The 24,823-nt window shown below is 53.5% G+C and carries 27 protein-coding genes, 3 tRNA genes and 1 riboswitch; of the genes, 9 read left to right on the top strand and 21 right to left on the bottom strand.

Features of this window, described 5'->3' with window-relative positions; translation table 11 throughout:
* The 4 genes from ACO0LK_RS18120 to ACO0LK_RS18105 form a co-directional block, all read right to left on the bottom strand.
* A partial coding sequence (locus ACO0LK_RS18120) for a GTP-binding protein (RefSeq protein WP_422977455.1) occupies positions 1–652 on the bottom strand: 652 nt, incomplete at its 3' end.
* Positions 653–730: 78 nt separating this feature from the next.
* A tRNA-Thr gene (locus ACO0LK_RS18115) sits at positions 731–805 on the bottom strand.
* Between the two features lie 34 nt (positions 806–839).
* Positions 840–913, bottom strand: a tRNA-Gly gene (locus tag ACO0LK_RS18110).
* A 48-nt stretch (positions 914–961) separates the two neighbouring features.
* Positions 962–1,046 (bottom strand) — tRNA-Tyr (locus ACO0LK_RS18105).
* A 278-nt stretch (positions 1,047–1,324) separates the two neighbouring features.
* On the opposite strand from ACO0LK_RS18105, the gene ACO0LK_RS18100 reads away from it, so the two are divergent.
* Complete coding sequence (locus ACO0LK_RS18100) at positions 1,325–1,957, top strand: TetR/AcrR family transcriptional regulator (RefSeq protein WP_422977453.1); 633 nt, start codon at positions 1,325–1,327, stop codon at positions 1,955–1,957.
* Positions 1,958–1,996: 39 nt separating this feature from the next.
* Here ACO0LK_RS18100 and ACO0LK_RS18095 read toward each other — a convergent pair whose 3' ends face one another.
* Positions 1,997–2,743 (bottom strand): MgtC/SapB family protein, encoded by a 747-nt coding sequence (locus tag ACO0LK_RS18095; protein WP_186946275.1) that lies wholly within the window; start codon positions 2,741–2,743, stop codon positions 1,997–1,999.
* 171 nt (positions 2,744–2,914) lie between these two features.
* Positions 2,915–3,021: riboswitch (yybP-ykoY riboswitch) on the top strand.
* Positions 3,022–3,116: 95 nt separating this feature from the next.
* Between ACO0LK_RS18095 and ACO0LK_RS18090 the strand changes: the two genes are divergently transcribed.
* The 3 genes from ACO0LK_RS18090 to ACO0LK_RS18080 all read left to right on the top strand — a co-directional run bounded on the left by ACO0LK_RS18090 (position 3,117) and on the right by ACO0LK_RS18080 (position 4,944).
* On the top strand, positions 3,117–3,689 hold the full coding sequence (locus tag ACO0LK_RS18090; protein WP_422977450.1) for a TMEM165/GDT1 family protein: 573 nt from the start codon (positions 3,117–3,119) through the stop codon (positions 3,687–3,689).
* Between the two features lie 79 nt (positions 3,690–3,768).
* A complete protein-coding gene (gene arsC / locus ACO0LK_RS18085) occupies positions 3,769–4,131 on the top strand; it encodes an arsenate reductase (glutaredoxin) (RefSeq protein WP_422977448.1) in 363 nt (120 codons plus the stop codon).
* 6 nt (positions 4,132–4,137) lie between these two features.
* Positions 4,138–4,944: a hypothetical protein gene (locus ACO0LK_RS18080; protein WP_422977446.1), complete on the top strand. Its 807-nt coding sequence runs from the start codon at positions 4,138–4,140 to the stop codon at positions 4,942–4,944.
* Positions 4,945–4,993: 49 nt separating this feature from the next.
* Here the strand turns inward: ACO0LK_RS18080 and ACO0LK_RS18075 are convergent, their stop codons facing one another.
* The 5 genes from ACO0LK_RS18075 to ACO0LK_RS18055 all read right to left on the bottom strand — a co-directional run bounded on the left by ACO0LK_RS18075 (position 4,994) and on the right by ACO0LK_RS18055 (position 10,673).
* Positions 4,994–5,647, bottom strand: a complete 654-nt coding sequence (locus ACO0LK_RS18075; protein ID WP_422977444.1) for a LysE family transporter — start codon at positions 5,645–5,647, stop codon at positions 4,994–4,996.
* Positions 5,648–5,729: 82 nt separating this feature from the next.
* Positions 5,730–7,280, bottom strand: coding sequence for an HDOD domain-containing protein (locus ACO0LK_RS18070; RefSeq protein WP_422977442.1), 1,551 nt, complete (start codon positions 7,278–7,280; stop codon positions 5,730–5,732).
* A gap of 65 nt (positions 7,281–7,345) precedes the next feature.
* Positions 7,346–8,974, bottom strand: coding sequence for a tetratricopeptide repeat protein (locus ACO0LK_RS18065; RefSeq protein WP_422977440.1), 1,629 nt, complete (start codon positions 8,972–8,974; stop codon positions 7,346–7,348).
* A 231-nt stretch (positions 8,975–9,205) separates the two neighbouring features.
* Complete coding sequence (locus ACO0LK_RS18060) at positions 9,206–9,403, bottom strand: DUF2905 domain-containing protein (protein ID WP_186946268.1); 198 nt, start codon at positions 9,401–9,403, stop codon at positions 9,206–9,208.
* A gap of 97 nt (positions 9,404–9,500) precedes the next feature.
* Positions 9,501–10,673 carry a class I SAM-dependent methyltransferase gene (locus ACO0LK_RS18055; RefSeq protein WP_422977438.1) on the bottom strand — a complete coding sequence of 391 codons (1,173 nt, stop codon included), beginning with the start codon at positions 10,671–10,673 and terminating at the stop codon, positions 9,501–9,503.
* A 45-nt stretch (positions 10,674–10,718) separates the two neighbouring features.
* Here ACO0LK_RS18055 and ACO0LK_RS18050 point away from each other — a divergent pair, with 45 nt between their 5' ends.
* From ACO0LK_RS18050 to ttcA, 3 genes are read left to right on the top strand one after another with little or no spacing between them, the layout of a single operon-like run.
* The gene (locus ACO0LK_RS18050) at positions 10,719–11,522 is read left to right on the top strand and encodes an SDR family oxidoreductase (protein ID WP_422977437.1); all 804 of its coding nucleotides are present in this window, start codon (positions 10,719–10,721) and stop codon (positions 11,520–11,522) included.
* A 14-nt stretch (positions 11,523–11,536) separates the two neighbouring features.
* Positions 11,537–11,935 (top strand): dihydroneopterin aldolase, encoded by a 399-nt coding sequence (locus ACO0LK_RS18045; RefSeq protein WP_422977435.1) that lies wholly within the window; start codon positions 11,537–11,539, stop codon positions 11,933–11,935.
* A 19-nt stretch (positions 11,936–11,954) separates the two neighbouring features.
* A complete protein-coding gene (gene ttcA, locus ACO0LK_RS18040; protein ID WP_408058816.1) occupies positions 11,955–12,896 on the top strand; it encodes a tRNA 2-thiocytidine(32) synthetase TtcA in 942 nt (313 codons plus the stop codon).
* Positions 12,897–12,956: 60 nt separating this feature from the next.
* Here ttcA and ACO0LK_RS18035 read toward each other — a convergent pair whose 3' ends face one another.
* From ACO0LK_RS18035 to phnG, 7 genes are read right to left on the bottom strand one after another with little or no spacing between them, the layout of a single operon-like run.
* Positions 12,957–14,099, bottom strand: a complete 1,143-nt coding sequence (locus ACO0LK_RS18035; protein ID WP_422977432.1) for an alpha-D-ribose 1-methylphosphonate 5-triphosphate diphosphatase — start codon at positions 14,097–14,099, stop codon at positions 12,957–12,959.
* Positions 14,100–14,109: 10 nt separating this feature from the next.
* Positions 14,110–14,820, bottom strand: coding sequence for a phosphonate C-P lyase system protein PhnL (gene phnL / locus ACO0LK_RS18030; protein WP_422977430.1), 711 nt, complete (start codon positions 14,818–14,820; stop codon positions 14,110–14,112).
* Positions 14,821–14,829: 9 nt separating this feature from the next.
* Positions 14,830–15,621, bottom strand: coding sequence for a phosphonate C-P lyase system protein PhnK (gene phnK / locus ACO0LK_RS18025; RefSeq protein WP_422977463.1), 792 nt, complete (start codon positions 15,619–15,621; stop codon positions 14,830–14,832).
* The gene (locus ACO0LK_RS18020; protein WP_422977428.1) at positions 15,621–16,565 is read right to left on the bottom strand and encodes an alpha-D-ribose 1-methylphosphonate 5-phosphate C-P-lyase PhnJ; all 945 of its coding nucleotides are present in this window, start codon (positions 16,563–16,565) and stop codon (positions 15,621–15,623) included. The genes phnK and ACO0LK_RS18020 overlap by 1 nt, the downstream gene beginning before the upstream one ends.
* Positions 16,565–17,743, bottom strand: coding sequence for a carbon-phosphorus lyase complex subunit PhnI (locus tag ACO0LK_RS18015; protein ID WP_422977426.1), 1,179 nt, complete (start codon positions 17,741–17,743; stop codon positions 16,565–16,567). The genes ACO0LK_RS18020 and ACO0LK_RS18015 overlap by 1 nt, the downstream gene beginning before the upstream one ends.
* Positions 17,728–18,354 (bottom strand): phosphonate C-P lyase system protein PhnH, encoded by a 627-nt coding sequence (gene phnH, locus ACO0LK_RS18010; protein WP_422977424.1) that lies wholly within the window; start codon positions 18,352–18,354, stop codon positions 17,728–17,730. The genes ACO0LK_RS18015 and phnH overlap by 16 nt, the downstream gene beginning before the upstream one ends.
* Positions 18,351–18,818, bottom strand: a complete 468-nt coding sequence (gene phnG, locus ACO0LK_RS18005; protein WP_422977422.1) for a phosphonate C-P lyase system protein PhnG — start codon at positions 18,816–18,818, stop codon at positions 18,351–18,353. Before phnG ends, phnH begins: the two co-directional genes overlap by 4 nt.
* Before the next feature lie 153 nt (positions 18,819–18,971).
* On the opposite strand from phnG, the gene ACO0LK_RS18000 reads away from it, so the two are divergent.
* Both ACO0LK_RS18000 and phnN read left to right on the top strand, forming a co-directional pair.
* A complete protein-coding gene (locus ACO0LK_RS18000; protein ID WP_422977420.1) occupies positions 18,972–20,177 on the top strand; it encodes an alpha-D-ribose 1-methylphosphonate 5-triphosphate diphosphatase in 1,206 nt (401 codons plus the stop codon).
* Entirely contained in the window at positions 20,177–21,451 is a 1,275-nt protein-coding gene (phnN, locus tag ACO0LK_RS17995) for a phosphonate metabolism protein/1,5-bisphosphokinase (PRPP-forming) PhnN (RefSeq protein ID WP_422977461.1), read from the top strand. The genes ACO0LK_RS18000 and phnN overlap by 1 nt, the downstream gene beginning before the upstream one ends.
* Before the next feature lie 16 nt (positions 21,452–21,467).
* Here phnN and ACO0LK_RS17990 read toward each other — a convergent pair whose 3' ends face one another.
* From ACO0LK_RS17990 to phnC, 4 genes are read right to left on the bottom strand one after another with little or no spacing between them, the layout of a single operon-like run.
* A complete protein-coding gene (locus tag ACO0LK_RS17990; RefSeq protein WP_422977418.1) occupies positions 21,468–22,055 on the bottom strand; it encodes an HD domain-containing protein in 588 nt (195 codons plus the stop codon).
* Positions 22,056–22,087: 32 nt separating this feature from the next.
* Positions 22,088–22,897 (bottom strand): phosphonate ABC transporter, permease protein PhnE, encoded by an 810-nt coding sequence (gene phnE / locus ACO0LK_RS17985; protein WP_422977416.1) that lies wholly within the window; start codon positions 22,895–22,897, stop codon positions 22,088–22,090.
* A gap of 4 nt (positions 22,898–22,901) precedes the next feature.
* Positions 22,902–23,882, bottom strand: coding sequence for a phosphonate ABC transporter substrate-binding protein (gene phnD, locus ACO0LK_RS17980; protein WP_422977414.1), 981 nt, complete (start codon positions 23,880–23,882; stop codon positions 22,902–22,904).
* Positions 23,883–23,910: 28 nt separating this feature from the next.
* A complete protein-coding gene (gene phnC, locus ACO0LK_RS17975) occupies positions 23,911–24,756 on the bottom strand; it encodes a phosphonate ABC transporter ATP-binding protein (RefSeq protein WP_422977412.1) in 846 nt (281 codons plus the stop codon).
* Positions 24,757–24,823: the final 67 nt, after the last annotated feature.

The following is a 24,823-nucleotide window of genomic DNA, read 5'->3' as shown; positions in this document are numbered from 1 at the left end:
CTACTGGCAACAGGAAGGCGCCGTCAACAGCACGTTCTGGTGTTGGGATGTAGGAATCCAGTGCATCAGCCAGTTTCATGATGGCTTCTTCGCCCAGAGGACCTTTGTCGCCTTCGAGGGCCAGTTTAGCGGAACCTTGAATGATAGGCAGGTCGTCGCCTGGGAATTCGTATTTGGACAACAATTCACGAACTTCCATTTCAACCAGTTCCAGCAATTCAGCATCGTCAACCATGTCGCACTTGTTCAGGAACACGATGATGTATGGAACGCCAACTTGACGTGCCAACAGGATGTGTTCGCGAGTTTGTGGCATAGGACCGTCTGCTGCGGAGCAAACCAGGATCGCGCCGTCCATCTGAGCCGCGCCAGTGATCATGTTTTTAACATAGTCAGCATGGCCTGGGCAGTCAACGTGGGCGTAGTGGCGGCCGGCTGTTTCGTACTCAACGTGGGCTGTATTAATTGTAATACCGCGCGCTTTTTCTTCTGGTGCTGCATCGATCTGGTCGTAGGCTTTTGCTTCGCCGCCGAATTTTTTCGACAAGACTGTTGCAATCGCTGCTGTCAGTGTGGTTTTGCCGTGATCAACGTGACCAATTGTGCCTACGTTTACGTGCGGCTTGGTGCGCTCGAACTTACCTTTTGCCATTTTGGACTCCTAACGATTTTGATGAGAATGCTCAGGCACGCGCCCGACAAATCAGACTTGAATACACCAGATAAACCATGGTGCCCTTGACGTGGATTGAACACGTGGCCTCTCCCTTACCAAGGGAGTGCTCTACCACTGAGCTACAAGGGCAGCTTGTTTGCGCAAAAAGCCGCGCAAGTAAAACTGGAGCGGGTGAAGGGAATCGAACCCTCGTCATAAGCTTGGAAGGCTTCAGCTCTACCATTGAGCTACACCCGCAAAGGCCACCACTTCAGCCGCTAATTTCTAAATTCAATTCTTTACCTGTGGTGGAGAGGGCTGGATTCGAACCAGCGTACTCAGAGAGAACAGATTTACAGTCTGTCGCCTTTAACCACTCGGCCACCTCTCCGCAGGGAACCCCGAATTATGGAGATGTCCGACCCAACTGTCAACACCTATTTGAGAATTTGTTCCTATATCAGGTCTCAACCCAGGCATTAATTGCTCTTAAGCATATGATTTTATTCATTTTTACCACAAGATACTGAATTGCCATCTTTTTCAAAACAAAATGCGTTCGATATGCATCTGAATTGCCTGGGCCATTAATCAAGATCAAATCAGGAAGTTTTTCCCGCTACACGGATGTCGCTGTATCATGCAGACAAATCATTTTGCATATTAACCATGGCGCGCACACAGGCTTCCGACCACCAATTGCAACGCGATGAAATCCTGGAGCGGGCGGCACAGGCTTTCGCCAGCCATAGCTACCCCGGCACCTCCATGAGCCTGCTGGCTCAGGCCTGCGGCACCTCCAAAGCCAGGCTATACCACTATTACGCCAGCAAAGAAGCCATACTTTTTGATTTACTGGACCGCTATACCAAGGTGCTGATACGTCTGGCTGAAACCCATACCGAGCTGACAGAGCTGATTGCGGCCTTTCTGGCGGAATATGAACACTCACAGACCCGGCATATTGCCCTGCTGAATGATGTGAAGTTTCTGGAAGAACCACAAAGGCTGCTGATACTCGATGCCCAAAGAAGCATCGTGAACCTGTTCGCCAGTGCCATACAGCGCCGCTTTCCGCGACGCACGGATGCACAGAACCGTAGCGCCATTACCATGCTGCTGTTCGGCATGATTAACTGGACCTTTACCTGGCTCAAGCCGCAACAGGAAGGCGACAAGATATCCTATGCGGACTTTGCCGTCCTGGTGACGCGGATTTTCATGCACGGCATGGAAGGCTTGCCAGAATTGCCATCGACGGATGACCAGGCCAGCCGGCAAATCCAGCCCTCACCCCGCTGATACGTGCAAGAGTGCTTGCAAAAATACGTGCAAGACAGGTCAGTTTCTTGCGTGGGCAAGATGATAATTTTCTATACCCTCAAATGCCCCCAGCTCGGCGGCCAGCCCACTGATACGGGTAGCCAGCTTGCGGTTGACAGCAACGGCGACGAAGCGCCATTCTATGCGCCCTTCTTTGGCGCTGATGGTCAGGGTACCGACTGCAATTTCATAGCCACGCGCCAGGGCCAGTCTGCGCAAGGCATCTTCATTCGGTACAAAACCCGGGCGGAATTGCATGGTAATTGACACTGCCGGCCTGGATGGCAACCAAGATTCCAGCTTGTAGACCCAAATCATGCAGGCTGCAGACAGCAGCGCCAGCAAAATGGCTGCGGCATAAAAACCAACGCCCACCAGCACGCCTATCGCAGACGATGCCCACAGGGACGCCGCCGTCGTCAGGCCGCTGATGGTAAAGCCCTCTCGCATGATGACGCCCGCCCCCAGGAAGCCAATGCCGGTCACTACCCCCTGTATGGTGCGTGAAGGGTCGAGATTGACAGGCGACAGCGCACGTCCGCCGTACCAGAAGTCTGGGTAACCGGCAATCACCACCAGCGCTGCCGATGCCATGCAGACCAGGCCATAGGTACGCATGCCAGCTGCACGCCCATGGTAGGAACGCTCATAGCCAACCAGAAAGCCAAGTAACATGGCTCCTGTCAAATTCATGAAAATGATCAAATTGGCATGCAACTCTGACTGTGACCAGAAACGCATGGCATAGCTATAGAATGATTCCATAAATATCGTTTATATGATTAATTAGGTTGCGGTATCCAGTGTAACAGCACCTCGTGATCAACCAGACAAACCATTGCTGCCAGTTCATAAATCCCGGCCAGGACAAGCATGATAACAAGACAAGGTTTCGCTGGATTGCGAAATAAGCGCCAAGCTGCGTTATAATACGGCCTCACTTTCATTGGGGAGTAGCCTGCTTCAACTGCGGTTGAAGAAAGCGCATCAACATACTTGGCCGGCTGGCCATGGTGCGTTTAGGCCCGGTAATACGTCGGGTTGGGGCAAGACCTTTGATAGTTGTATTCTGCTGACCAGGGATGGGGCGGGATATGGCTGTCATTGGTTATTAAATTGCCCCGTCCCGCACATCATCATGGAAGCTTTCCTCGTCTCTACCCTTGCCGTCACCATAGGTGAAATTGGCGACAAGACCCAATTGCTGGCTTTATTGCTGGCTGCCCGCTATAAAAAACCCCTGCCTATCGTATTGGGCATACTGATTGCCACCCTGTTCAACCACACTCTGGCCGGTTTGCTGGGGCAATGGGTGGCCAGCCAGTTTAGCCCCACCCTGTTGCGCTGGTTATTGGGCCTGTCATTCCTGGCGATAGCCATCTGGACCCTGAAACCGGATGAAATGGAAGATGACGGCATAGGCGACAAGCCCTACGGCATCTTCATGCTGACCTGTATCACTTTTTTTATTGCCGAAATCGGCGACAAGACACAGTTGGCCACGGTCGCACTGGCGGCCAAGTACAGCAACCTGCCACTGGTCATTGCCGGCACCACGCTGGGTATGCTGATCGCCGATGTACCCGCTGTATTCCTGGGCAAGATTGCCTCACCCAACTTCCCTTTCAAAGTTGTGCGCTGGCTGGCAGCAATTGTGTTTGCCATACTGGGCGTGCTGGTCCTGGCTGGCATAGGCCAGAGCTTTTACTGAACAACGCCACCGCATGCAGGCAAACCCGCTGAAACCTGCCTGCATGCGGCGGAACTTACCATGAACGATAGCATCAAGAATGATAACGATTTACCATAATCCGCGCTGCTCCAAATCCCGCGAAACACTGGCTTTGCTGACCACGGTAGCCGAAGAACAGGCACTTGCCATAAACATCATTGATTATCAAAAAACCCCTTTAAATTTTGATGAACTGCAACAAATATTCATCGCACTGGGTGACAATCATGTGCAGACCATGTTGCGTAATAATGAAGATGAGTATGCAAGCCTGAAGCTGGCCCAAGCCGATACGGCAACGGCCTTGCAGGCGCTTGTTGCCCATCCGCATTTGCTGCAAAGACCTATCGTTACGTACCAAAATAAAGCGGCTATCGGACGTCCGCCGGAACACGTCCTGTCTCTGTTCAAGAAAGCCTGAGCCGCCATGTCAGAATTTAAACTTGCCGCTGGCAGCCACGTCAAATACGGCTGCATCTCTACTGATCTTTACCCTATCCTGCGCCAGGGCCTGGCGGCGGATATGCCGCGCCAGGGCTTCGATCAGCCCGCAGAACCTGCACCTGAGCGGGGCATCATGGTGGGCGAACTGATGGCGTATTTTGCTGCCTGCGCCGCATTTTGCAAGGCGACCAGCACACTGCATCAGAACAACGAGCAAGTCATGGGAAGTTTTGTCAATGCCCTGCAAAACCAGCATGGCGAAAAACCGCAGATGCCCGAACTGGAAAACATTGCCGTCACCGCAGGTTTGCCGGTGATACTGGAAATCGAACTGGCCGAAGACTGCGTCATTGAGGCAGACAGCCAGTTCACGGATACAAGCGAAGCTGAAAAAAGCTGGAAACTCTGGCGAAGTGGCGCGCTGTTGCGTGAAGGCGGCATACCGGCCAGCTGGATCAAGAAATTCTATTTCCCGCGCCTGCTGGATTATCGCGACGCCACCAGTTCAAAGAACCCGCGTACGCTGGAACAGACGACAGACTGTGCATTGATGGTGGGTGGCTTGATGCAGGTATGGCATAAAGACACGCCAGCGGATTTGCTGCATGCATTTCGCAAACAATATGGCCGCATCAATTTTTCACAACACAGTAATTTTGACGACACCGCGCTGGAACGTTTTTTCAACCTGAATTCCATGCTGGATCCTGCCACCCGTCTGTTGAATCAAATGACGATCTGGCAAGATATCGATGCACTGGCAAAAAAACAGCAAATCCCGCTGATGTAGGCCAGCAACCTTGTCCCTGGGCCAGGCTGGCTGGCCAGGGGATTGCGTTTTAGCTTGCAGGACTGCGCTTCACGAAGAACAAGGCAGTACCTATCGCCATCAGGATGCCGCCAAAGAAACGGTTCTGGCTTTTCAACCACTTTGGATCACGGAAATAGCGCTGCATGCTGGACGCAGCGTAGGCATAACCGTGCATCACCACCAAATCAATCGCACACATCGTCACACCGAGTATCAACAGTTGTGGCAACAAGGGTGCGTCATGCGAAATAAACTGCGGCAATACCGCCACCATGAAAATAATCCCTTTTGGGTTGGTGGCATTCGTCAGGAAGCCAATGAGAAAACGTTTGGACATGGCCGGTGCCTGGGTACTGGCGACGCTCTCAGTATCGGCTTCAGCTTCATTCACAACATCCACCCGCGCCCGCCATTGGTTGATACCCAGGTAAATCAGATACAGCGCACCCACTGTCTTGACGACGCTGAAGGCAACTTCGGAAGCCATCAGTATGGACCCGACACCCGCTCCGGCGATGGCCAGTATCAACAATAAACCGGCCTGCAAGCCCATGATGGTGCCGGATGCTTTTTTCACGCCATAATTCAGGCCATGCGACATCGACAGCACGGCGCCAGAGCCAGGTGAGACTGCAATGACGCAGGCAGCAAAAAAGAAGGTGAGCCAGGTAGTGAACTGCATGAAAAGCCTCGCGAAAAATAAACGTCAGCCATTGTAACCCGCAGGCCGGGAGCTTGCTTTTCGCCATCAGACTAACAATGCACTAACCGCGCATCATAGCTGCCAGTAACTGACTCTTGAGCGTCTTGATCAGCGCTGTTTCATCCGGTGGCACACCTTCGTCCGCATTGACGGCACGGTCTGCATAAAACAGCCCCAGAGGCTTTTTCTGTATCACCAGCGGCAGGATGATAAAACTGCGTGCATCTGGCAGCAGCTTGCGATGCCATTCGGGCAGTAAATTCTGTATCTTGGGTACAGAAGCATCGGAAATCATCAAATCGACATTATTCACCATGGCCAGATGAAACAGGTTCTGGTCAGGCTTGCCAGGAAAAGCAAAGCCTTTTTGTCGTTCCAGATAGTTTTCACCTATCGCCAGGCGTGCGACATAGCGCACGGATTGCAGATCACGCAGGCACACTGCGGCAAACCGGAAGCCCATGCTGCTGTACAGGGTTTCCAGCACCAGCAATATCAGATCATTCAGTTTGAAGGATTCGGAAGCCAGCATCTGGGTTACGTCCTGTACCCCTGCCAGCAACAGATCGCGCGCCTGCATGGGCTTGCCGCTGGGGTGACGCTGATCATTTTGAATTTCACCGCTGCCATAATCCTGCATCAGCAATTCATTGGGCACGCCATTCGCGTCCACCTCATCGCCGGTATGCACATCAGACATGGCAATGTCCATACTTTTGGCCAGTTGCCGTGTTTCCAGCTCCACCCTGACCAGCATGTCATCCAGCATGGCCTGATCCAGTTCCAGCGCCTTGCCATAGCGCTGCAACAAGGGTCTTGCCTTTTCAGTCATGTTGGCACCACCCGCCGTCATGATGACGGAGGCCAGCGCATCGCTGAAACTGGCGACCTGACGCAGCCATTCGGCGCGAGTGTTGACCTTTTTCAGCTCACCGGCGGGTAAAGGGGCCAGCGACTGGATGATGGTGTCGGGGATATTCCACTCTTGCAGGGCCAGCTCGCCAAAGCGTTCATAACTGCAGCCTAGCAAAACGTCGCTGGCCTCCTGGGAACTGGTCTTGCCGGTTTGCAGCATCGCCTGTATGCGGGTATACAAAGGATGATCAAAAGAAGCCACCAGCACTTTGCCGACGTTTTTGAACAGGGCAGCAACCGCAGCCTCTTCCCCATCCTGAAAACGGCCGCGCTGGGCCATTTCACGCCCGACTATGCTGGCGCACAGGGCCTGTATCAATTCACGCCTGACGCTGTTGGCGTGGCTTTTATCCTTGAAGCAATCGACCAGCAACATCGCCATGGCACTGGTTTTGATGCTGTTGAATCCAAGCAGGAATATGGCCCTGGAAATGGTAGTGACTGGTGCGCCAGAACTGGTGCGGTAATGGATGGTGTTCGACAGGCGCAGGATTTTTTGCGTCAGGGCCACATCGGCAAGAACGAAATGCGCGAGTTTGGCGACCGGGTCTTCACTGGATGAAGTAATTTCCACCACTTTGGTGATCGACACCCCCAAAGTTGGTAAATTGCTCTCTTCATTGATTTTTACCAGCAGACGGTCGCGTGCAGATTCCGGCGCATGCTCGTCTAAGTGGACAGAAGGTTGAATTGCCATGATCTCCGCAGCTAATATTATTTCAGCGCACATCTCAGTTTAGGAGATGGAGGCCAAATTTGTTTTTATTTGGCCATACGTACGGTAGTAATACCGTACTTCTTCTGTAGTTCGTCATAAAGGCCGCGTATCGCTTTCAGACGCGGATTCATGGGATCCAGGCGACGTGCCGACTCAATCAGATGACGCGCCTGCTCACCGGTAGCCTGATCCCAGCCCATGTTTTCCAGGCATTTCAGAGCAGCCAGCGCGGCATTCAATACCACCTGAGGGTTGTCAGGTGATTTGCGGGCAGCGGCGGTCATAAGTTCAACCGAACCACGGAAATCACCCTGTTTGGCCTTTTGTACACCCAGCGCCACCAGATCCATGACTTCTTTTTGGCTGCGTTGTGCCAGTTCCTTGCCGATGTGACCCTTGCCAGCGCTTTCAAACACCCCCAGTGCGCGCGACATGACGTTTTGGTCGCTGGCGTTTTTCATCACATCCAGGATGATCTCGGATGCATTGTCTTCCTGATCATTTTCCAGGCAACTTTTTGCCAGGCCCAGCTTGGCATCCGTGGAGAGACCAATGTCTTCCCGCGAAGCGACAACCGCAGCACCCAATTCTTCCGCCAGTCTTGCGTCACCGGTTTTGGCATGCACCATGGCGGCAGAAATTGCTCTTACTGCGGCAGTTTTCTTCAGGCCCGACATATTCTTTTCCAGATCGCGGATGACCGACTTGGCCTGCTCGGTATCGCCTTTCTTGACCAGGGCGTTGACCAGGTTCATATGGTCTTCGGGGTCGCGGAATTCAGAAAATTTGGCCTTGCTGACAACTTTTTTCAAGACATTTTCAGCCGTTTCTATGTCGCCGGTTTCCAGCGCTATCCGGCCCAGCTTACGCAAACGCCTGACCGCATGGGGAGAGACACCGACAGCAATGTCCAGAACTTCCTTGGCTTCAGGCAACTCACCCGCCATTTCATGGGTTTTGGCCAGCCAGTCATAGGCATCCATGTACTTGCTATTTTCAGCCACCAGGTTTTTCAGTATATCTTCGGCTTCCTGATATTTGCCCTGCATGAACAAGGTTTTTGCCAGACCCAGCCGGGCCCAGGCAACGGCTTTGAGTTCAAATAAATGTTTATACAATTCCTCAGCTTCCGCTGCTTCTCCCTGTATGACATGCAATTCGGCGCGCAGGCGCATGAAGTCAATTGCATATTTGGGATGATCGCGCTCGCCGTGATGGCAGGCCACGATGGCTTCCGGGATAGACCCCTGTTCCATCAGGTTATGCACCTCGACGAAGGCCTTGCGTTTTTCCAGCGCACGGATCACGCGCTCAAGCAGCATGTCGGCGGTAAAGGGTTTGAGCAAATAGTCAGAGGGTGCCAGTTCGGCGGCGCTGACGACCTTGGCATAAGAACGCTCTGCCGTCACCATGATGAAAATCGTGGATAAAGGGGCCAGCTTGTGGTGGCGCATGTCTTCCAGCAGTTGCTGACCATCCTGGCCGACGCCAAGATCGTACTCGCACAGTATCAGATCAAAGACTTTGGCCTGAATCGCGCGCACTGCCATACCGGCGGACAATCCATGTTCTATCTTGGTGATGCCGCACAGATTCAACATATTGTGCAAACTGACCCGCATGCCTGAATGCGGCTCAATGAGCAATGCCCGAATGTCGCTGAGTTCGCTCATTTCAACCTTTAGCGTAATTATTGTTTAATTATTATTTATATCGCTGTCAGGCATGCTGTCCCCTCTCCCCCGAGAGTCAGCACGGCCTCAAAATAGAAAAAAGTCTATTTCATTATATTAAAGTGACGGCGCATTCATATGGAAACTTTACCCCCAAGCAGCAACATTGTTGCAAGGCTTTAACATATTTAATAGTTTTGGGGGTACCAGGCGCGCTTTTGCAACAGCTTCTTATTTGAATATCTTCGCCAGCAGCAAAACCAATAGAGATATCAGGATGGTCGAGGCAAAAGGGAAAGAGAAAGTCCGGCCAAACAGCCGAAAACGCAGATCGCCCGGCAGGCGACCTATGCCGAATTTTTCCAGCCATGGCAATAAGCTGGAAAACACAACAACGACAATAAAGATGGTCACAACCCAGCGCAGCAAAGGGAACTCCAGATCAAATTGGTATATCAGTCAGTTGAAACATTGCCATTTGGTAATTTATTAGACATTTATTCAGGGCGACTTCTGACCGCCCTCATCATAAGCGATGGCTGCGATCCAGTCGCAGTAAATTTTCTGGCAGTTCCAGCTTCTGCCCCACAATCAACACCTTGAACAACTCGCCCATTTCTGCTGGCGACACCAGTTTTTGCAGCGCATTTGCCTGTGGCAGATACTGCATGACCTGGTCTGTCGGGGTCCGTGTCAGCAAACCGGCGATGCCGGCGGCCATTAAAAACCCGGCCTGGCTGCTATAGCTCAACAGCTCCAGCCCCTCATCCAGAGCAGCCCTGGCCATGGCAGTAAAATCAACGTGCGCAGTAATGTCCTGCAAGCCGGGCAGGTAAAACGGATCAGGATGGGCATGATGCCGGTAATGGCACATCAGGCTGCCTTGCAGGCGTTGCGGATGATAATACTCTGCCGCCGGAAAACCATAATCAATGAAAATGGCAGCCGTGGTCTCCTGGCTTTTCAGCAGCATCCTGGCAATACTGCGCATGAAACCACTGGCGACGGCATGCACTTCGGTCAGGTAACCTACCGGCAGCGCATCGGCATCCGGGATTTGTGCAATCTTGTCCGGATGACAAAGCTGCCCGGCCAGTTCCCGGTAAATCAACCTGGGGCTGCTGTCTTCATCAACAACGGCAACACCGACCTCACGCCAGCCATCCGCAGTCTTGATGACCAGGTCAACCGGCATTGCATCCAGTACCTCATTCCCCAGCACCAGGCCAGAAAAAGAATCTGGCATTTCTTGCAACCATGTCACTTGGGGGAAGCTTTTCAACAATTCTTCCTGCCGTGCACGCAGCTCACCGGACAATTCCACGATAAAATAGCGGTCTATCGCTATTCCAGACAATTGACATTCCGACAAAAAATCAAGCGCGAGCTTACCTGTACCAGCACCGAACTCCATGATTTCGGCCCGGGTCTGGGTAAAAATGTGGCTCGCCAGTGTAGCCAGCGCAGCACCAAACAAGGATGACATTTCCGGTGCAGTTGTAAAATCACCGTCTTTGCCCAGTTTGGTGGCACCACCGCTGTAATAACCCAGATCCGGCGCATACAGTGCCAGTTCCATGTAACGCGAAAATGGTATCCAGCCCTGATGTTGGCAGATGTCGTCGATAATCAGTTGTTGCAAAGCAGATGAAGCAGCCAGCGCATCATTGCCCGGCACAGGTAGAGATAATTTATGCATAGCCGCATTGTATTAAAAACGCCTTAATCCTTGTTAAGAATTTCCATGAGTAATATAAGCAGCAATAATCACACTGCCCGCACGGCGCTGATCACCGGTGCTGCCAAACGCATAGGGAGGCATATCGCCCTGTACATGGCGCACAGGGGCTGGGATATTGCTGTCCATTATGGCAATTCGGCGGAAGAGGCGCAGACACTGGTCACAGAAATCAAGGCACTGGGTCGTCGTGCCCATGCCTTGCAGGCAGACCTTGCCGATGAAGCGGCGACGCGCGCGCTGTTACCGGCAGCAATCGCTGCAATGGGCAAAATAGACTGCATCGTCAACAATGCCTCGTTATTTGCAGAAGATGATGTTCACAGTTTCAGCCAATTGAGTCTGGACCGGCATATGCACGCGAATCTGGCAGCTCCGGTGATACTGGCACAGGCGTTGCATGCAGCAACTGCGAGCGACACACAGGCCTGCGTCATCAACCTGCTGGATCAGAAACTGTATAACCTCAATCCCGATTTCTTGTCTTACACCCTGTCCAAAGCCGCGCTGCAATGCGCGACCACGACGCTGGCGCAAGCGTTGGCACCGACCGTGCGGGTGGTCGGTGTGGCACCTGGCATTACCATGGTATCCGGCCACCAGAGTGCGGCCGATTTCCAGCAGGCGCATCAAGTCACGCCACTGGGTCAGTCAAGCACACCAGAAGATATTGCCCGTACCATCTGTTTTCTGGCGGACAGCCCGGCCATCACCGGTACCACGGTACTGGTGGACGGGGGCCAGCACCTGATTCCCTTACAGCGCGACGTCATGTTTCTGGCGACTGCCAACAACCCTATTCCAACTTAATCATCAGGACCATTATGTTATCTATCCTGCACCATCCCCAGTTAGCCGATTGCCGTCGCCTGTTTTTGCGCGATTATGAAATTTCCATCAATATCGGTGTGCATGAGTTCGAGAAAAAAGGCGAACAACGTGTGCTCTTCAATGTGGATCTGTATATTCCACTGGCCTTGTCCACACCCAAAAACGACCAGTTGGAAGAAGTTGTAGACTATGATTTCATGCGCTGCACGATTGCTGACCGCATTGCCAAGGGTCATGTACACTTGCAGGAAACCCTGTGTGACGATGTCGCCAAAATCATGCTGGCACACCCACGTGTACGTGCGGTACGCATCTCCACCATGAAACCCGACGTCTATCCTGACTGCGAAGGCGTAGGCGTGGAAGTATTCCAGATCAAAACCGACATTTAAGCCTTAATTAAAACCTATCATGCAAGCTCTGACTGAAACATTGATGGAAGCCGAGGTGGAAGTAAAAACCACGGCCAAATCGCAAGAAAAAATCACCTACGAAAACAATAAACTGCACAAGCGCTTGTGTCGCCTGGTTGGCCAGGCAATTGGTGATTTCAATATGATAGAAGAAGGCGACAAGGTCATGGTCTGCCTGTCCGGCGGCAAGGATAGCTATGCCCTGCTGGATATCCTGATGACCCTGCGTGAACGTGCGCCCATCAATTTCGACATCGTCGCCGTCAACCTGGATCAGAAGCAACCCAACTTCCCTGATCATATCCTGCCGGCCTATCTGGAAAAACTGGGCATCCCTTACCATATCGAAAACCAGGATACCTATAGCATCGTCAAGCGCCTGATACCAGAAGGTAAAACCACCTGCTCGCTGTGTTCACGCCTGCGTCGCGGTATTTTGTACCGTGTGGCGGATGAGCTGGGTGCAACCAAAATTGCGCTCGGCCATCACCGAGACGATATCCTTGAGACTTTTTTCTTGAATATGTTCTTCGGTGGCAAGCTGAAAGGCATGCCGGCCAAGCTGCAATCCGATGACGGCAAGCACATCGTCATCCGCCCGCTGGCCTATGTGAAAGAATCTGACACTGAACGCTATGCCGAAGTCAAAAACTTCCCCATCATCCCCTGCGACCTGTGCGGCTCGCAAGAAAACCTGCAACGCAAGCAGATCAAGGGTTTGATGCGTGAGTGGGACAAGAAATTCCCTGGCCGCGTGGACAATATTTTTGCGTCACTGTCTACCGTCGCCCCTTCCCATCTGATGGACAAGAAACTGTTCAATTTCACTGACCTGAAAATCGATGGTGAGGCGAACCCCAACGGCGACATCGCCTTTGACGATGAACCTTGTGCGACACCCGCTACAGGTGTGATTTCCCTGCATCTGGATCAGGATTAAACTGCACCCGGCAAAACAAGGCAGCTTGCAAGCTGCCTTTGTTCTCACTTAGCGCTGAAATCAAGCGATCTGTCGTCCCGCCTTCCACACACCCATCACCACAGGTATACCCTGCACCACGCGCACGCGCAAATAGTCGGCACGCAAGCCCACGGCAATTTCTCCCCTGTCATGCAGACCTATCATGCGGGCCGGATTACGCGTCACGGTTGCCACGGCCTTGGGCAGGCTGAAGCCTTCATCCTGCAACAGGAAAGCCGCATGCAGCAGGCTGGCTGGAACATAATCAGACGACAGCACATCCAGTAAATCAAGTCTGGCGAGTTCAGCAGCAGATACATTGCCTGAATGCGATCCGCCACGCACCACATTTGGTGCCCCCATGATGATGCCCAGGCCTTGTTCACGCGCAGCCTTGGCAGCAGCCACGGTGGTCGGGAATTCGGAAATCGTGACACCATCGTCGACGCCTTCGGCTACATGCTCTACCGTCGTGTCATCATGGGTCGCCAGAGGCACGGGATTATCCAGAGCGCGACAACTGCTGACTATGCTGCGACGATTGGATGCAGCATAGGCTTGCTGACGAATGAACAGATGTTCAAGCATGGATTCGACCTTATCCTCGCTCCAGCCACGTTTGCCGGATACATAAGTGCGGTAATGGCTCAGATCTGTCCATTGCCTTTGACCAGGCGTATGGTCCATCAGCGAAACCAGTTTCAATCTGTCGTCATTCAGGTAGGGGGCGAACATGTCCAGCAAATTTTCTTCTGCCAGTTCCAGACGCATGTGCAGGAAATGATCGGCACGCAAAATACCGGCATCTGCCGCCATGCGCAAGCCCTCGGTAGCGGCCTGCAAGCTATCATTGCGCATGCTGTCGGTGTCGATATCACCGACTGAAATGGCATCCAGCACAGTGGTGATGCCGGATGCGGCAACCTGGACATCATGCGCAAGAATAGCGGGCAGCGTGGGCCACCGGACCTTGGGCCGGGGCATCAAATGTTTTTCCAGATTATCGGTATGCAGTTCTACCATGCCGGGCAGCAGATAATCGCCTTGCCAGTCTTCGGTTGCCGTTACAGCAGACATACGGGCGGCTTCTGCCAGATCGCTTATCCTGCCCTGCTCTGTCACCATCATGCCAAGCATGATTTCGTCAGCCAGGACGATTTGTGCGTTTTCTATTCTGTTCATATTCTATTCATCATGCGGCCACCAAAGAAACGGCTTGTGCTGCGGGTATGGAAAAAATCCGGGTCGCCAGGGCCTGACGCACTGCTTCATCATGGAAAATGCCGACGACAGCCACACCGCGTTCACGCGCTGCATTGATCATGTCTATCACTGTGCCACGATTTGCTTCATCCAGTGAGGCAGTGGGTTCGTCCAGCAATAAAATCGGATAATCACAAATCATGGTGCGCGCAATATTTACCCGCTGTTGCTCACCGCCAGAAAAAGTGGCTGGCGGGATGTGCCACAAGCGCTTGGGTATGCGCAGGCGCGACAATAATTCTTCCGCCTGTTCATGCGCAGCCTGTTTTTCCACGCCGCGATTAATCAGAGGTTCGGCCACCAAATCCAGTGTGGCAATGCGGGGTATCACGCGCAGGAACTGGGTGACAAAACCCAGGGTATGATGCCGCACAGCCAGCACCTGTCTTGCCGGGGCGGACTGCACATCCACCCATGCACCGTCATGCCAGATATTGACCTGGCCGCTGCTGGCGCGATAATTGGCATACAGGCTGCGCAGCAAGGTACTCTTGCCGGCACCGGACGGTGCATGGATCACCACACATTCACCGGCATCCACCTGCATGTCTATGCCAGACAGGATGGACATCTGCTGGCCGCCCTGCAAATGCAGGGTAAAATCCTTGCTCAGGCCCTTTACTTCAATTCGACGTGACATATGCTTTCCTCATGCCTGCAGGACGGAAGAAACCAGTAGCTGGGTGTAGGGATGTTGCGGATCATCAAGCACCTGATCTGTCAGTCCCTGTTCCACCACCTGCCCCTGACGCATCACCATCAGGCGGTGGGCCAGCAGGCGTGCCACGGCCAGGTCATGGGTCACGATGACGGCAGCAACCTGCAATTGCGACACCAGTTGCCGCAACAGATCCAGCAGGCGCGCCTGCACGGACACATCCAGGCTGGCAGTCGGTTCATCCATGAAGATCAAACGCGGTTTGGTCACCAGATTGCGGGCAATCTGCAGGCGCTGTTGCATGCCACCAGAAAAATCACGCGGCAAATCATCGATGCGTGACACATCGATTTCCACTCTTTGCAGCCAGTCCGTGGCTTCAGCACGAATCTTGCCGTAGTGCCGGGCGCCGACTGCCATCAGGCGTTCACCGACATTCGCACCGGCAGATACTTCGACGCGCAAACCATCCCGGGCGCTCTGGTGCACAAAGCCCCAGTCGGTGCGTGACAGCAGGCGTCGCCTGGCTTCGCTGATGGAAAACAGTTCAACCACACCTTCGTCACGCGTATGAAACAGCACCTGTCCCTGTTCCGGTGCCAGTTGGCCGGCAAGGCAATTCAAAAGAGTCGATTTGCCTGAACCTGATTCACCAACTATACCCAGTACTTCACCCGGATACAGGTCCAGACTGACCGGTCCGCAAGCCAGTTTGCCCGCATAAAACTTGCTGACATCGATCGCCTGCAACAGCGGATGTTTGCTTTCTTCAATCACTTGCATCATGCCTCTGCCTTGCCCTGGGTTTCACGACGTGTACGGCAATAGTCCGTGTCGCTGCATACAAACATGCGCACACCCTGGTCATCGACGATCACTTCATCCAGAAAACTGTCATCAGCGTCGCACATGGCGCAACGGTGTTCCCAGCGTTCGATTTCAAAGGGATAGTCTTCGAAGTCCAGGCTTTTGACATCGGTATACGGCGGTACTGCAAAAATGCGTTTTTCACGCCCGGCTCCAAACAGTTGCAAGGCCGGATTCTGATGCATTTTTGGATTATCAAATTTAGGAATGGGTGAAGGACGCATCAGGTAACGACCATTGACGATGACCGGATAATCGTAGGACGTTTCAATCTTTCCCAAACGGGCGATGTCTTCATACAGCTTGACGCTCATCAGCCCATAATCAGCCATGGCATGATACTTCCGTGTTTCGGTTTCACTTGGTTCCAGCCAGCGCAGCGGCTCGGGAATCGGCACCTGGTAGACCATGATCTGCCCGGCAACCAGTGGCGTTTCCGGTATCCGGTGGCGTGTCTGTATGACGCTTGCCTCAGTGGTTTTTTCTGTCGTGGCAACACCCGTGGTGCGCTTGAAGAAGCGACGGATATTGACAGCATTGGTGGTATCGTCCGAACCCTGGTCGATGACTTTCAAGACATCGTCCTGGCCGATGATGGCGGCTGTCACCTGTATGCCACCGGTACCCCAGCCATATGGCAAGGGCATTTCACGGCCCCCGAAAGGCACTTGATAACCCGGTATGGCGACAGCCTTCAGGATGGCGCGGCGTATCATGCGCTTGGTTTGTTCATCCAGGTAGGCAAAGTTATAACCAGCTTCTGACACATTACGGCCTGAACCTGGCTGCTGTGTTGCATGCGCTGGATCGCATGCGTCCACTTCGCTGGCCTCAGCACTTTGTGAAAATAGGCTAGTCATCATGCGGCTTTCTGACCTGATTTGTTTTCTGGATCATCTGCTGTACTAACTTCATCTTCTATCGTGGCGGCCTGCTCCTGCTGGTTTTTCTGTATCGCTTGCCGCAGGCTGCGCAGCAGGTTCAGTTCAGACTGAAAATCAACGTAATGGGGCAATTTCAAATGCTGGACAAAACCGGAAGCTTCTACATTGTCGGCGTGGTATAAAACAAATTCCTGCATTTGTGCGGGTGCCGTAATTTCTTCCTTGAGTTCTTCGGCACGCATTGCACGATCAACCAGGGCCATTGCCATGGCTTTGCGTTCACCATACCCAAAACTGAGGCCATAGCCGCGTGTGAATCGTGGCGCTTCGGTATGCGAGCCGGCAAACTGGTTCACCATCTGGCATTCGGTAATTTCAATTTCACCGATATCGATGGCAAAACCCAGTTCTTCCGGTATCACCTGCACATCAACAATGCCATGACGTATCTCACCGGCAAACGGATGATTGCGGGCATAGCCGCGCTGGGTGGAATATGCCAGCGCCAGCAAGAAACCTTCGTCACCCCGCGCCAGGCTTTGCAAGCGCAGTGCGCGCGAAGCCGGAAACTGCAAAGGTTCACGCGTCAGGTCGGATGGTTCGGGATCGCCGTCAGGCATGTCATCGGCTTCGATCAGGCCTTCCTGATTCAAAAAATCCAGTACACGTGGGCAGGCCTCGGCTTCCGCTTCTGCCTTCGCTTCAGGCAATACTGTTTCTGTTGCCTGATCTGCCCCAGCCAGGGATTCTGCCGCCAGCGAAAAATCCAGCAGACGCTGGGTATAGTCATAGGTAGCACCCAGTACCTGCCCGCCAGGCACGTCCTTGAAGGTGGCTGAAATACGTCTTTGTATCAGCATGGCCGAGGTATCGACAGGCACGGTTGCCAGCAGGCGCGGCAAGGTGGTGCGGTAGGCACGCAGCAGGAAGATGGCCTCTATCAGATCACCGCTGGCCTGTTTGATGGCTAGCGCGGCCAGATCCTTGTCATACAAAGAGGCTTCTGTCATCACCCTGGCCACGGCCAGCGACATCTGTTCGCGAATCTGGGCGATGCTGAGTTCTGGTACAGCCGTATCACCACGGCGCAATTTTTCCAGTGCTATATAGGACTGGGCAATGGCCTTTTCGCCACCTTTTACTGCGACGTACATGGCATGTCCCCATCGTGAATACGGCTGGTACGTGGCAAACCCAATACCGCATTGCCACAGCAAAACAGGATATCCACCCCTTGCGGGAAAGAAGCGTGATTCTGGTTCCAGCGGCTGACAAAATCATCCGGCAAACCACTGACGCGGAAATTGGCGTGGCTTTGTATACCGGGGCCGGTCAGATAGCGTGCCGGTCCGTCTTCCAGGTCGCTGACCTGTATCAGCAAAGTAGCCGATTTATCCGGATAGCTGGTACTGCCCTGGGCATAGCGGGTCAGGTCCAAATGTTCAGGTGCCGTATCCAATACTGCAAAGTGAGCTTGCGCCGGATCAGCCACCAGCGGCAGACCGCAATGAAAGCGCAGGTAGGACTTGAGCGTATCGGTATCAAATACGGGGGCCAGCCAGACTGGTGTTTCAAAATCCATCAATACCAGGCAGGCGGCGGCAGTTGCCAGATGCAAGGGTCCGGGGGTCTCGAACCGGATCGTCAGTTGCTGTATGCGGCCCGGCTCTGCCAGTGCGGTCAACAGGCTGCGAAATGCCGACTGGGCGTCATGCACGCTATCATTCCAGGCGGGCAGCAAACCCTGGCTTGTTGCTGTATTCATGCATCTTCTCCACGTACCATGGTCATGAATTCGACCTTGCTGGCCTTTGCTTCGGCCACTGCACGGGCGCGCTTTTCTTGCAGCCACTGTTCCAGCGGTGCAATCACCTTTGCCTGCACGGCAGCCCTGGCATCGGTCTGCAGCAAGGCATCAAACAGGGCAGCCCATTCGGCATGGTGGCGGTTACGCCCAGCCACATAGGCAATGCCGGTTTCACCACTACTCAAGCGCAAGGCGCAACGTATCACGGACATTTCACCCAGATTGAACTGGGCACCACTGCCACCAGTTCTGGCCCGCACCATGGCCAGGCCTGCTTCCGGTTTCCTGAGCCATAGATAGGACGGCAGTTCACCAAACTGTGTGACTGCCTGTGCCAGCCTGTCTGTCGGCGCCCTGGCCAGGACAGACATCCAGTGCGCCCTGTCCTGCTGTGTCAGATTGATATGCGGATCAGTTTTCATGGGGACTTATTACATCACCATTAAATGAAGTCTTGATGACATACCCACTATCAAAAAATGTGCTTGCCAAGGAAAAATCAGCAAGTTTAAATTTGTCAATTTCCAGTCATATTTTCTGTTTATGATGAGGTACCAAGATAAAGAAAGCCGACAATGAATGCGCATTTATCGATACAAGGTGGCAGTTACCTGCACGGTGCTGACGACCAGCATGGCTGGAGTAATGCCAGCCTGTATCTGAGCGGCACGCAGATTGCCCGTATCGGCACATCCGGCTTCAGCAGCCATGCCGGCTTACCTGTGCTTGATGCCAGCGACCTGCTGATCTTGCCCGGCCTTGTAGATATTCATGGTGATGCCTTTGAGCGACAGTTGCAACCGCGCCCGGCTACCAGCTTTGCCTATGATATTGCGTTTGCCGATACCGACAGGCAATTGATTACCAATGGCATCACTACGGCCTGCCATGGTGTCACCTTTTCGTGGGAAGGTGGCTTGCGTGGCCGCGATGCTGCCATGGCAACCCTTGATCAGGTGGCTGCGCAACGCAGCCATGTGCATGCCGACCATCGCATTCATCTGCGTTTTGAAAATCACCATGCAGATGGCCTGCATGATGCGCTGGAATGGATCAACGCAGGCATGGTGGCATTCTTTGCCTTCAATGAACACCTGCCGTCTATCCTGAAAAAATCTGCTTCACCAGAAAAATTGCAGACCTACGCCGAACGTGCGCGCTGTGATGTCCCGGCTTTTCTGGAACGCCTGCACAAGGCACAATCGCGCTCCACCCGTGTCGCGCAGACCATACAGCAGCTTGCAACGGCCTGCCGTGAACATGGCATACCCATGGCATCGCATGATGATGAATGCAGGCAGGACCGTGAACGTTTCCAGGCACTGGGCGCAGAGATCAGCGAGTTTCCGAAAACCGAAGAAGCATTGCAACTTGCCCACACATTGAATAACCACGTCATCATGGGCGCACCGAATGTCTTGCTGGGTGGCAGCCATTGCGGCGGTCTGTCAGCTACAGAGGCGATCCGCCGAGGCCTGTGCGATATCCTGGCATCTGACTATTACTACCCTGCCCTGCTGCACGCTCCATTCCGTCTTGAGCAGGACGGTGCATGCAGCCTGGAACAGGCATGGCAACTGGTATCACGCAATCCTGCCAGGGTGCTGGGCCTGCATGAACGCGGACACATCGCAGAACAGCAACGTGCCGACCTGTTGCTGGTGGAAAGGCAGGCAGATGGCAGCCCACGCCTGATAGCCACCATCGCCGCCGGCAAGCTGGTATTTTGCGCCGAACCACAGCGCCTGTCACATCAGCGTTCGCTGGAACTGGCAGCGTGATGCGCTACGCCCTGTATTTTTGTCCTGTGCCGGATTCTGCCTGGTGGGAAGCCGGTTCACGCTGGCTGGGACGGGATGCCATGCAGATTGGCCGGATGGCACAAAATCATATCCCGGGCCTGCCTGACATCATGCTGGAGAAGATGACCAGCGCGCCCAGTCGTTACGGCTTTCACGCGACACTGAAAGCACCTTTCAGCCTGCTGGAAGGTTTTCAGGAAAGTGAACTGATTGCCATGGCCAGTGCATTTTCCAAGGTGCAGCACAGCATCAGGCTGGATAAGCTACAGGTCGGCATGATGGGAGATTTTCTGGCCTTGCGTCCATCCGGCAATACGGCAGAAATCAATGCGCTGGCCATGCGTTGTGTCAGTTTTTTTGATGTCTTGCGCAGCGCACCGGATGCTGCCTATCTGGCCAAGCGCCGGCATGCAGGTTTAAGTGCCAGACAGGAAGCCTTGTTGCAGCAATGGGGCTATCCCTATACGGAAGAAGAATACCGTTTCCATATCAGCCTCAGCGATACCCTGGGCGAACTTGATGCTGATGCCCAGTATGCCCTACGCAAGGCCGCCGAAGAGCATTTCGCTCGCCTGCTGGATACACAACCGCTCGCCATTGATGCCTTGACGATATTCAGGGAAGAACACCCTGGTGCGCCGTTGACTTTCTGGCGACGCTTTCCCTTCCAGGCAGTATTTCAGCAAAAAGCCCTGCCACGCACAGGGCAACTGTTTTATGTCGTTGGCCCCTCTGGTGCCGGCAAGGACACGCTGTTGCAATGGGTAAAAAACCAGGCGTCAGCCAGCGCTGACCTGGTGTTTGCCCAAAGGGTGATTACCCGTCCACAGCATGACAGCGAACAACATGAAGCCATGAGCCAGGAAGCCTATTGGCAGGCGGCTGCAGCCGGCCATTTCTGCCTGCAATGGCAGGCCAATGGACTTTGCTATGGCATACGCAGGAATATTGAAGTCCAGCTCAGATGTGGCCAGGATGTCGTGGTCAACGGTTCACGCGAATATCTGCCACAAGTCAGGCAGCTTTTTCCTGACGCAAAAATTGTCTGGATAGCGGCGGACCCGGACCTGATCAGGCAAAGGGTGGAGAAACGCCAGCGCGAATCCGGTGCCGCCCTGCTGAACCGTCTTGATCGTGGCAGCAGGTTTGCCATGCCAGAAGAAAACGATATCATCCGCATCGACAACAGCGGCTCGATTGAGCTGGCTGGTCAGCAGTTACTCGATATTCTGGGCGCTGGCCACCATAACTGAGACGGCCAGAGCAGCTTCAGACTGTTGCCGCCTGAAGCTGGATCACTTGCTGTGGCAAACGAACTTCTTCCATCAGGGCGATGAAATGGTCCAGATCCGGTGTAGCGGCATCAATCACTTTGGCGGCATCATCCCATAGCCGCAGGCGCACGGCATCTTCGGCATAAGGCATGTTCATGAATTCTGTTGCCTGCGCAACAGAATAAGGCCCGCCCTGCCAGATCAGACTGCGCTGGGACGCTGGTGACAGGCCAGACCAGTACAAGGGATCGGCAGCACAAAGATAACGCTTGGCTTCCACATGCAGGCGTATGGGTTCGGTCACGTCTGCATGAAACAGCTCGGATAATAGTTGCGCTGCCAATTCGCCGTGCGGGAAAGTCTCATCCGTTTCATTGTCAGCCAGATGGGCGATGTCATGTAGCAGGGCCGCAACGACCAGTGCATCCGTCGCCCCTTCCCGCTGCGCCTGACTGGCACATTGCAAGGCGTGTTCGAGCTGGGTGACGGCTTCGCCACCACATAATCCATCGGCACGTTGCTGCAACCAGGTGACCAGAGTGGCGAAATCTATAGGCTGGGCCTGACGTGGTTTCATATTCATGGGGATTAACGGAGATTTTTTGACGAAATTTCTTAAATGAAAATTTTCCTCAACCGGGATGACACCACATCGATCAGGCTGACTGTCAATACGATCATCAGCAGTACGGCACAGGTTTGTGCATACTGAAAGGCACGGATGACTTCCCACAAAATAACGCCTATGCCACCAGCCCCTACCATGCCAACCACGGTGGCAGAGCGCACATTCGATTCAAAACGATACAGGGCAAACGATATCCACAGAGGCATGACTTGGGGCAACACGCCGTACACGATTTCTTCCAGGGCATGGGCGCCGGTAGCGCGTATGCCCTCTACCGGTTGCGGATCTATGGCTTCCACCGCTTCGGAAAACAGCTTGGACAAAATACCTGTGGTATGCACAAACAGGGCCAGCACACCGGCAAAAGGACCAAGACCGACGGCCACCACAAACAACATGGCAAACACCATTTCATTGATGGCACGGGCAGCATCCATCAGACGACGCACCGGCTGGCTGATCCAGGCCGGGGCGATGTTGGAAGAACTCAGCAAACCCAGGGGCACGGCACATATGACTGCCAATACCGTACCCCAGACGGCAATTTGCAGGGTTACCAGCAATTCTTGCAGGTAAATACGCCATTCATGAAAATCTGGCGGAAAAAAACTGGCTACATACGTCACCATATTGCCGCTGTCGCGTATCAGTTCCAGCGGCCGCATGTCAGCACCTTCCCAGGACATTGCCAGTAAGGCCAGGACAACGCCCCAGACCAGCAGCTTGATGAAATCCTGTTTGGGTGCTGCCGGCACGGTAGCCGTTGTCTGCGTGCGCATGGATGGTGATGTAGTCATGCGATCAGGATTTGGCGATGTCAGTCAGCTTGCGATTGATGTCGTCCAACTTGAGTTTTTTCTCGTCAGCTGTCATGGCAACATCGGCTTCAATCTTGATTTTTTCCTTGAACAGTTCCAACTGACGCACAGGTTTCAACTGTGCATTACTGGACACCTGGAAACCACCCAGTGTCAATTTATTCAACTGTGCTTTCTCACGCGCTGCATCAGGTCCGGTCTTGCCATAGCCAACAAAGAAATCCTTGATCTTGTTTTTGACATCTGCTGGCAAATCCTTGCGCCAGACGATAGGATCAGCAGCGATCAGCGGTGATTTCCATACCTGCCGTAATTGGGCAGCTGTTTCTGGCTGGCGCGCAGTGATTCTGTCCAGCACATCCGAGCTGTGGACTGCTGCATCGACCTGCTTGTTGGCCACGGCCAGAATATTGGTTTCATGGTTGGCACTGCGCACGGTCTTGAAGGCTGACTTCGGGTTGACATTGTTTTGTGCAAACACGTAATAACTAGGTACCAGGAAGCCGGATGTGGAGTTGGGGTCACCAATGCCAAAATTCAGATTCTTGGCGTTTTTCAATACATCTTCTACCGTTTGATAAGGGCTGTCCTTGTGTACACTGATCATGCTGTAGTAGCCCACGGTCCCATCAGCATTGACCATTTGTGCAAACACTTCAGCGTTGGCGCGGTCTACGGCCTCGATCGCAGACTTATTACCCAGCCAGGCAAACTGCACTTTATTGAAACGCATGCCTTCTATGACACCGGCATAGTCAGGAGCGAAAAAGGCAGTGATCTTGATGCCTAATTTTTTGCTCATATCGTCCAGCACAGGCTGCCAGTCCTGCTTCAGGTTTTGTGAAGATTCAGTCGAAATGATGCCAAAGTTCAAGGTCTTGACGGCATCTTCTGCCATGACGATGGAAGCGGATGCTGCCATGGCCAGGCCTAACGTGAAACTGCGCACGAATTTACGAAACATGGAGATACTCCTGATGGGGAAAGAAAACTCAGGCGGCAGCCGCAAGAGTGGGTAGGGAAATTTCTATGCCAGCAGGCACATCGCTGACGGCCTTGACAGGTGCAGGGCTCAGCAATTCTTCGGCTTCTGCACCATATAAATCACGCAGCATGGGGATGGTGAGTTCACTGGAAGGGCCGTCATAAACGACGCGTCCACGTGACAGGGCAACCGTGCGCGGACAAAAGCGCAGGGCCACATCCACCTGGTGCAGGGACACCACGACGGTCGTGCCATCCTGACGATTCAGGTCGGCCAGAGTCTGCATGACGCGGCGTGCAGATTCCGGATCCAGCGAGGCAATCGGTTCATCGGCCAGTATGACCCTGGCCTGTTGCACTATGGTGCGGGCAATCGCTGCGCGTTGTTGTTGACCGCCAGACAAAGCAGATGCGCGTTTGTAAGCATGTTCCGCGATACCCACCCTTGCCAGTGCAGCCAGACCCAGGGCTTTTTCTTCTTTGGTAAAGATACGGAAACAACTACGCCACAAAGGAATACGGGCAATGCCGCCGGTCAGCACATTGGTCAATACAGGCAAACGCCCGACCAGATTGAATTGCTGGAACACAAAACCGATCTGCGAACGCAAATGCCGTATCTGCCGGCCAATCACGCCATTCGCCTGCAATACCTGATCACCTAGGCGGATATCATTCTTGTCTGCATTGGCCGTGATGAGGCCAGAGATATGTCGCAATAAAGTCGACTTGCCAGAACCGGAGGCACCAATCAGCGCCACCATTTCACCCGGCGCAAATGTCAGCGCTATATTGTCGAGCGCCTGATAGCCGCCTTTAAAGGTCTTGGAAATCCCGTTGATTTCTATCTTCATCGCATCTGCTCCGGCTGGACAATTAAGCTAATCCACGGGAGTATTGGACAAGAATATGTCAAGCGTG

The organism is Undibacterium sp. Ji49W (genome assembly GCF_049340205.1).
Lineage (GTDB): Bacteria > Pseudomonadota > Gammaproteobacteria > Burkholderiales > Burkholderiaceae_D > Undibacterium.
Note: the sequence above shows the minus strand (reverse complement) of the source record. Positions and strands in the feature narration are given on the sequence as shown.

Coding starts and splice junctions, on each gene's coding strand:
- ACO0LK_RS18100 (WP_422977453.1), top strand. CDS start 1,325: ATGGCGCGCACACAGGCTTCCGACCACCAATTGCAACGCGATGAAATC.
- ACO0LK_RS18095 (WP_186946275.1), bottom strand. CDS start 2,743: ATGGAATCATTCTATAGCTATGCCATGCGTTTCTGGTCACAGTCAGAG.
- ACO0LK_RS18090 (WP_422977450.1), top strand. CDS start 3,117: ATGGAAGCTTTCCTCGTCTCTACCCTTGCCGTCACCATAGGTGAAATT.
- arsC (WP_422977448.1), top strand. CDS start 3,769: ATGATAACGATTTACCATAATCCGCGCTGCTCCAAATCCCGCGAAACA.
- ACO0LK_RS18080 (WP_422977446.1), top strand. CDS start 4,138: ATGTCAGAATTTAAACTTGCCGCTGGCAGCCACGTCAAATACGGCTGC.
- ACO0LK_RS18075 (WP_422977444.1), bottom strand. CDS start 5,647: ATGCAGTTCACTACCTGGCTCACCTTCTTTTTTGCTGCCTGCGTCATT.
- ACO0LK_RS18070 (WP_422977442.1), bottom strand. CDS start 7,280: ATGGCAATTCAACCTTCTGTCCACTTAGACGAGCATGCGCCGGAATCT.
- ACO0LK_RS18065 (WP_422977440.1), bottom strand. CDS start 8,974: ATGAGCGAACTCAGCGACATTCGGGCATTGCTCATTGAGCCGCATTCA.
- ACO0LK_RS18055 (WP_422977438.1), bottom strand. CDS start 10,673: ATGCATAAATTATCTCTACCTGTGCCGGGCAATGATGCGCTGGCTGCT.
- ACO0LK_RS18050 (WP_422977437.1), top strand. CDS start 10,719: ATGAGTAATATAAGCAGCAATAATCACACTGCCCGCACGGCGCTGATC.
- ACO0LK_RS18045 (WP_422977435.1), top strand. CDS start 11,537: ATGTTATCTATCCTGCACCATCCCCAGTTAGCCGATTGCCGTCGCCTG.
- ttcA (WP_408058816.1), top strand. CDS start 11,955: ATGCAAGCTCTGACTGAAACATTGATGGAAGCCGAGGTGGAAGTAAAA.
- ACO0LK_RS18035 (WP_422977432.1), bottom strand. CDS start 14,099: ATGAACAGAATAGAAAACGCACAAATCGTCCTGGCTGACGAAATCATG.
- phnL (WP_422977430.1), bottom strand. CDS start 14,820: ATGTCACGTCGAATTGAAGTAAAGGGCCTGAGCAAGGATTTTACCCTG.
- phnK (WP_422977463.1), bottom strand. CDS start 15,621: ATGCAAGTGATTGAAGAAAGCAAACATCCGCTGTTGCAGGCGATCGAT.
- ACO0LK_RS18020 (WP_422977428.1), bottom strand. CDS start 16,565: ATGACTAGCCTATTTTCACAAAGTGCTGAGGCCAGCGAAGTGGACGCA.
- ACO0LK_RS18015 (WP_422977426.1), bottom strand. CDS start 17,743: ATGTACGTCGCAGTAAAAGGTGGCGAAAAGGCCATTGCCCAGTCCTAT.
- phnH (WP_422977424.1), bottom strand. CDS start 18,354: ATGAATACAGCAACAAGCCAGGGTTTGCTGCCCGCCTGGAATGATAGC.
- phnG (WP_422977422.1), bottom strand. CDS start 18,818: ATGAAAACTGATCCGCATATCAATCTGACACAGCAGGACAGGGCGCAC.
- ACO0LK_RS18000 (WP_422977420.1), top strand. CDS start 18,972: ATGAATGCGCATTTATCGATACAAGGTGGCAGTTACCTGCACGGTGCT.
- phnN (WP_422977461.1), top strand. CDS start 20,177: ATGCGCTACGCCCTGTATTTTTGTCCTGTGCCGGATTCTGCCTGGTGG.
- ACO0LK_RS17990 (WP_422977418.1), bottom strand. CDS start 22,055: ATGAATATGAAACCACGTCAGGCCCAGCCTATAGATTTCGCCACTCTG.
- phnE (WP_422977416.1), bottom strand. CDS start 22,897: ATGACTACATCACCATCCATGCGCACGCAGACAACGGCTACCGTGCCG.
- phnD (WP_422977414.1), bottom strand. CDS start 23,882: ATGTTTCGTAAATTCGTGCGCAGTTTCACGTTAGGCCTGGCCATGGCA.
- phnC (WP_422977412.1), bottom strand. CDS start 24,756: ATGAAGATAGAAATCAACGGGATTTCCAAGACCTTTAAAGGCGGCTAT.